Genomic DNA, 5,305 nt, shown 5'->3' with positions numbered 1-5,305 from the left:
TTTTTTCGATTGATTTCTATGTGTGTCTTTGTAATTTTTATAGTAATGTCGAACAATTCACTGTCCGGGTCTATGCCGTTTTCGTCAATGTCCTCACTGTTAAAAGTGTCGACTACAGCGTCTTTTAGCTCACCCATTAAGTGATCAAAAACCTCATGAGCTTGAAGGCTAAACATCGTTTATTTACAAAGACACCCATCGTAAAAATTTTAAATTAATTACGATGGGTGTCTTTGTATTTTAGTATTTGATGTCTTCTTTAGCTTTTCCCAATAACCCCATATGGCTCATTATCATGACCCTACCAAATGATGATTCAGGCATGTGTTTTTACTTTTTTGCCTCAGCAGTTGGTTTTGCCAAGCGAAGTAACTTTTCCGCACTGACTAAGTTAACATTTGGTTGAACAGTTCCGTTTGGGTAGCAGGTGTAATTACCATATGTATCGGTTCCGGTTGTTCCGTCATTGTTAACCCAAGTAACTGGATCGCCATCCGTACACGAAGCGACAGTGGCACCTTTGCCTTGATTGTTGTTCACAAGAGTAGCTGCATACGATGCGGCTGAAGAACATGTAATAATCAATATGGTTACAGCTGATGTAAGTTTAAAATTTTTCATGGTTATTTCCGTTTCTTATAACAAGGATCATTTCGTGTGAAGTATAGGTAGCATAAAAGGCCTATCCGCCAATATCAATCTGCGCCACAAAATACTAGACACCCATATATTAGAATTGACATATTAACATCGAGTGTCAATATTGTTAGTCCTTAAATTCGCAAAGGATACTGTGATGCCAAGACCAAGGAAGACACTGGTTTCTCTCGATGCTCCCCCTTATTACCATTGCAGCTGACGCTACGTCCGTCGTGCTTTTCTGTGCGGTAAAGACAAATTCACTGGTCAGTCATATGAACACCGACGACAATGGATCGAAGATAAGTTATTAGAACTCGCTTCTATCTTTGCGATCGATTTATGCGCTTATGCGGTGATGCACAATCACTATCACGTTGTTTTATTTATCGATAAAGACTGCGCAGAGCATTGGAGTGAGCTTGAAGTCGTCGAGGACATATTTACAAATATTTACAAATACACCCATCGTAAAAATTTTAAATTAATAACGATGGGTGTCTTTGTATTTCCGCAGCAGTCGACTCAATCCAGTTGTTTTTCAATAGATCCAAATTTGAGCATTCATTCGTAATATAACTGTAAATCTATTTCTGAATGCAACCGGGGACAATTCCATATGTACCATCTTAAAATCAAACAATATGTTAACTGTAAACTTGCACACAGATGTAGCGCTTTTATAGTTACGGCACTGCTTTTAATGTTGCCCAGAATTGCACTAGCACAAGGACTTAACATGGCTCCCAATGAAACCTATACCCCTCAGCAAGTCATCGGCATTGTCCTAGACTCGATGCAAAAAAATGACGACGATAATGAAGGCATCGCGACGGTGTTCAGGTTCGCCTCTCCAGAGAATAAGTCAGTTACCGGGCCGCTATCTCGATTCACGCAGATGATAAAACGCGGATACCCTGACATGCTTAACCATACTAGCGCTCGCCTTGAAGACATCGATATTGCCGGAGATGTAGCCACACAGGCGGTATGGTTGCAAACTCAATCAGGCACTGAATATGGCTATCAATTTAAACTTAGCATACAGCGCGGTGGCACTCATGATGGTATGTGGATGACTGACTCTGTTATTCCAATAGGTAAAAACATGGGTATAAGGATTTAAAGCAATAACAAACTGACATATTTACAGAGACACCCATCGTAAAAATTTTAAATTAATTACAATGGGTGTCTTCATATTTTCTGTTTTATTACTTTTTAAAAGTGGGTGTCTTCTTTAGCTTCTTTTTAGCTTCTTCCAAACAACTGCGCCGGTCAATAAGGTGATTGTGGAGCTTGTGAAAAAAGCTCAGGAACAACAACAAGGTTCGCCTCAGTTGTCAGCAAAATTTTTACAACACGCTATTTCATAGTACCTAGCCAAATTATCGATTCATCACCCAAACATTTCGATCACAATATGGATTTATTGCAATTTAGAACAACGAATTATCAAGACACCCATTGTAAATATGTCGCTGCTTATATCAAAAAGTTAGGACTTCGCTTTAGCGTTATCGTGGGTGTCTTAGTAAATACTGTTTATGAAAAACGTCACAATTTTGATCCGGTAAGCCATTATTCTGGCTTGATGTGACCCAACTGATTGTGGATCGTGAGCGACAGGCTAGCGTGATTATTTTATGAATATGTCAATTGCTTGATAGTGGACAGGCCACACGTTTAATTACATTTAAGATCTAAATTGTTGTAAAAACAAACAAATCAAATATACATAACATTTGAAAATATTTAGAATGGTGAGCTTGATAATTATGTTTAAAGCCTTAATTGTTTTCTTTAATGTTTGGTCGCTTGTACCATAAATCGCAAAAACGTTTACTACGCACTAACCATGGACAAAATATCATTGGAAGGAACTGCCAGAATAATTGCCACGGACCAAACCATTCCATCTTTCTGGCTGATGTTTGAATAGGTATGGATACGATTATAAACTTCTGACGACGTTTACGGGCCAATTTTTTAAGTTTTCGACCAAACCAGATTTCTTCACTCGCATAGACGTTTTCATTAAAGCCACCCACTTCTATAAAGTCCTCTTTACGGCAAAAAATATAAGCGCCACAAGCCACTTTCATTTTTCTGGCAAATACATTCCACCATTTGCTTAACTTTTTAGATTGCAGGTCGGAATTTATAAATTCGGCAAGAGCTCCACCTGCGCAAACATCGCCGGAAGCCATTAAATCCAAACTCTTTTCAATTAGTTCACAGCTAATAATTGTGTCTGCGTCCGTAAAAATCAGGTATTTCCCTTTTGCGGCTTTTGCAGCAACATTGCGGCTTCTTGAAATTTGCTGGAAAGATTCAAAAATCACTCTAGCCCCATATTCTTTAGCTATAGCTGCAGTTCGGTCGGTAGAATTATTATCTGTGACCACAACCTCACCAGAGTAATGACTAATGCCTGCCATCGCTTTATCAATTGCTTCCAAAGTTTGAGGCAGCAGTTCCTCTTCATTATAAGCAGGAATTATTATGGAATAATGCATAAGTCGATACCCTTTTTAAATAGATTTTTATCTAAGCATGATTATTGAGTCATTCATTTTGAGTATAGGTAAAATAAAACGTCATTTTTCCTAAAATCAAAATACATGATGCCTTATATTTTCCATATTGACATCTTCTATTTTATATTCTTAAGGGAGTGAAAGTCGGCTATTTTTCGTCTATTACTCAACTGTTTCCACGTAATTCAGAATTCAAAACAAGCGCCTCCCACTGTTGTGCAAACCAGCTTTGTTTATGATGATGAACGGCTTTTATTCAAACAGACTTGTCTGACAAATTAACAAACAAATTAACAAGACATCCACGTTAATTAATTACGAAGCAACCTAAAACTCCCAGTCGGCAAAGCCGATGCTTGTGACCTACCCTTGACTCAAAGCTTGCCGATTACTATGTGAATTCAGTAGGGCAATTAGCATTCGGTCGCCGCGCGGGATACTAATTGAGTTTGTTAAGGGCGGCTTCCGCTTGCCGGGAGCAAATGCAAACGACCTGCTTGATTCACAAAATAATCGAATAAAGAGCATTGCCCTCGAGCGGCCCTTTTTGCTTACTTTTTGCGGCTGTAGGTAAAAAGTAAGTTGAACGAAGGAATTCGTTTGTAAAAGACATGGATGCCATGTGCGAAGCACATAAGTGAATGAAATGAATAATCTTAGTGCGCACAGCGTATTAAGAACTTAGCGAACAGCAAACTGCAGATCCAATTCACTCACCTCCAACTAATCTGCGGGGTCAAGAGCCGTTTAAATCAAGCGCTCTTGCCCCCGTAGGTCTGAATAATATCGGTTCGATAAGTAAAGCTACCCATTAAATTCGACGGCGGTGCCGTGTAGAATCAAAGTTTATGCTTGAAACTGAATGCTTAATTTAATTGATTTTTAAAAAAGCGACTTGACCTCAAAGAACTGACCCAAACACCCAGCCTCGTTATATGCTATCGCTAACACTATTTATTCACTTAGTCGTTGACATTAATATGCCCATCGAACAGGATGATTTATGGACATAAATTTTATGCAACCGATATCTCGAATTATCATCACTCCGAAGGAATGGTGGGATTTTTGATGCGTTTATAATTTGTCAAATCCGCCCAAGAGGCGGATTTTCTATTTTTGCCTCATGGGATTATTCTTAGTTATTGGAGGTAGTATGAAAAAAATAGCCGTTTTCGGCAAACCTGGCAGTGGTAAATCCATTTTGAGTAAAGATCTAGCATCAATGACAGGCATACCATTGTATCAATTAGATTCAATTCTATATGAAAAAAATGGGGAACAGGTCGATCTGAAAACGTACCATAGCAAACATGAAGTTATGCTGTCGTCAGATAGTTGGATCATTGATGGCTTCGATTTAATTGAGCCATTTAATAAGCGACTAAAGGCAGCTGATACATTGATCTATATAGACCTACCTTATTTTGTCAGTTATTACTTAGTAACAAAGCGACTCCTAAAAGGCTTGATTATTAAGCCTGAAGGTTGGCCAGATGGCAGTTCTATTTTAAAAGGTAGCTTACAAAGCTATAAAACATTAAAACTGTGTCCAAAATTTTGGAATGATGGGTTCTTACAAAAATTAAAAGCAGCATCGACGGATAAGTCTATTTATGTGATAAGTTCGATTTCTGAATTAGATGAGTTTGTTCTAAAAATGCGTAATATAAAGCATATACAAGGCACTTAAACGAGATTAAAACAATTGGTTAGGTTTGGTGCCTTAACCTTATAACCAAAAATTGATTCCTTTAGAACGGCTTTGAGACTATAGAATTTCTCCAAAGTGGAAGATGACGGATGAAATTAACATCAGTAGAGCCTGTAAAGTCATTTTGGTAGGGTATTGCCTCAAATTTCACGTGTTATCGTATTTTGAGGCTTGATTTTTAATGATTTTTGAGACTGTTTTTCTAAAAAAAATTCTATAACCTCGTTATATATCAAAGAGTTTCGATGCCTCATTTAGCTAACACACCAAAAACACCATATTATGCGGTTATCTTCACATCTAAACTCAAAAAGAATGACAACGGTTACGCAGAAGAAGCTAATAAAATGATTACATTAGCTGAGTGTCAATCTGGCCTTTTGGGTATTGAGTCAGCAAGCGAGGCTGTGGG

4 protein-coding genes and 1 pseudogene are annotated in these 5,305 nt (G+C 38.0%); 3 read left to right on the top strand and 2 right to left on the bottom strand.

Features of this window, described 5'->3' with window-relative positions; all coding sequences use genetic code 11:
* Positions 1-330: 330 nt before the first annotated feature.
* On the bottom strand, positions 331-621 hold the full coding sequence (locus QZ562_RS19285; RefSeq protein ID WP_293763894.1) for a hypothetical protein: 291 nt from the start codon (positions 619-621) through the stop codon (positions 331-333).
* 175 nt (positions 622-796) lie between these two features.
* Here QZ562_RS19285 and QZ562_RS19280 point away from each other — a divergent pair.
* Positions 797-1,072 (top strand): annotated as a pseudogene (locus QZ562_RS19280) (transposase); the annotation flags it as partial.
* Between the two features lie 306 nt (positions 1,073-1,378).
* Positions 1,379-1,765, top strand: a complete 387-nt coding sequence (locus tag QZ562_RS19275) for a DUF4864 domain-containing protein (RefSeq protein ID WP_293763891.1) — start codon at positions 1,379-1,381, stop codon at positions 1,763-1,765.
* A gap of 664 nt (positions 1,766-2,429) precedes the next feature.
* Here the strand turns inward: QZ562_RS19275 and QZ562_RS19270 are convergent.
* Positions 2,430-3,158, bottom strand: a complete 729-nt coding sequence (locus QZ562_RS19270) for a glycosyltransferase (RefSeq protein ID WP_293763888.1) — start codon at positions 3,156-3,158, stop codon at positions 2,430-2,432.
* Positions 3,159-4,335: 1,177 nt separating this feature from the next.
* Between QZ562_RS19270 and QZ562_RS19265 the strand changes: the two genes are divergently transcribed.
* Complete coding sequence (locus tag QZ562_RS19265; protein WP_293763885.1) at positions 4,336-4,872, top strand: adenylate kinase; 537 nt, start codon at positions 4,336-4,338, stop codon at positions 4,870-4,872.
* The last annotated feature ends 433 nt before the right edge of the window (positions 4,873-5,305 follow it).

This window comes from uncultured Paraglaciecola sp. (assembly GCF_913058035.1).
GTDB lineage: Bacteria > Pseudomonadota > Gammaproteobacteria > Enterobacterales > Alteromonadaceae > Paraglaciecola.
This window is presented reverse-complemented; position numbering and strand designations above follow the sequence as displayed.

What these genes read in the sequence shown, in the direction of transcription:
- QZ562_RS19285 (WP_293763894.1), bottom strand. Translation starts at nt 621, where the DNA reads ATGAAAAATTTTAAACTTACATCAGCTGTAACCATATTGATTATTACA.
- QZ562_RS19275 (WP_293763891.1), top strand. Translation starts at nt 1,379, where the DNA reads ATGGCTCCCAATGAAACCTATACCCCTCAGCAAGTCATCGGCATTGTC.
- QZ562_RS19270 (WP_293763888.1), bottom strand. Translation starts at nt 3,158, where the DNA reads ATGCATTATTCCATAATAATTCCTGCTTATAATGAAGAGGAACTGCTG.
- QZ562_RS19265 (WP_293763885.1), top strand. Translation starts at nt 4,336, where the DNA reads ATGAAAAAAATAGCCGTTTTCGGCAAACCTGGCAGTGGTAAATCCATT.